Origin of the sequence: Thermogutta sp. (genome assembly GCF_014359955.1) — a bacterium.
Taxonomy (GTDB): domain Bacteria; phylum Planctomycetota; class Planctomycetia; order Pirellulales; family Thermoguttaceae; genus Thermogutta.
In genome coordinates this window covers 1-1,222 of sequence record NZ_JACIYL010001051.1, presented here as the reverse complement: position 1 = coordinate 1,222, position 1,222 = coordinate 1, and the positions used below count along the sequence as shown (strand labels likewise).

General features: G+C 60.3%; 1 protein-coding gene. It reads left to right on the top strand.

What is annotated here, in order from left to right:
- Nucleotides 1-379 precede the first annotated feature (379 nt).
- Nucleotides 380-1,222, top strand: an 843-nt coding sequence (gene ribF / locus H5U08_RS19300; protein ID WP_297036959.1) for a riboflavin biosynthesis protein RibF, incomplete at its 3' end; no start/stop codon positions are given.

Below are 1,222 nucleotides of genomic sequence, written 5' to 3'. Positions count from 1 at the left end.
CCGACGCAACCGGGACGCTCAGTGAGCGGTGGAACCCCGGCCTACTGGAGTGACACCTTCTACGGCGCCCATCAAACCAACACGAACCAATCTGGACGTCCGCGGCCCCATCGCTAGCGGAAAAGTGGGGATGTGTCAACCGGGAACCGAGCCCCGTGGAATATTCTGGCGTGTGGCGACGCGGCTTTCCTCACGAATCCCCATCACGGCCGGGCGTTTACTCAGAGGCCGTGCGTCACGTCTGTGGTCATTGGGCCATAGATTTCCCACGTTTCCGTGCTGGATTCCCTGAACCTGGAATACTTCGCCTCCCTATCTTCGCTCGTCCCGGTTTATAATTTGAGATTCTTCGGGTTCATCCCCTCCGGCTGAACCCACTGTGTTTCAGGCCCCCCACGCGCAGTTGGGACCTGTTGATCCCGAAAGGTCCGCACCGGTGATCATCTACCGCGAACTGGATGAGATCCAAGACCTCAAAGGCTCCGTGGTGAGAGTCGGCAACTTCGATGGCGTTCACCGGGGGCACGCCCGCCTGCTTGAAGTGCTTTGCCAGACAGCGCAGAAACTTGGCGTGCCCTCGCTGGTGGTGACGTTCCATCCTCACCCGGCGTCGCTCCTCAATCCCGATCGGGCTCCGCCCCCCCTGACCTGGCTCGATCGAAAGCTCACCCTGCTTTCTCATGCTGGGGTTGACCGGACGCTGGTCTATCCCACCAATCGGCAGCTTCTGGAAATGTCGCCGGAACAATTTTTCCAGGAGATTCTGGTGACGCGATTGAAGGCCCGAGCCATCGTGGAAGGGGCGGATTTCCGCTTCGGTAAAGAGCGCGCTGGGGATATCAGCCTTTTACAGTCAATGTGTTCTCAGCAGGGCATCGACTGCCATATCGTGCCGCCCGTCCTGTTCAACAACGAACCGGTGTCCAGCTCGCGGATTCGCCAGTGCCTGCTGGAGGGGAAACTCAGGGCGGCAACGGCCATGTTGGGCCGGCCCTTCCGCACAGTCGGGAAGGTGGTTCGGGGCGCCGGCCGTGGAAGTCACCTGGGGTTCCCGACGGCCAACCTCAACGACGTTCCGACCCTCCTGCCCAGGGAGGGAATCTACGCGGGAGTTGTTCCGTTGCAAGGCCGCCTCTATCCCGCGGCGATCAGTCTGGGCGGCAATCCCACCTTTGAAGAGTGTCATCGCAAATTCGAGGTCTACATTCTTGACTTCACAGGT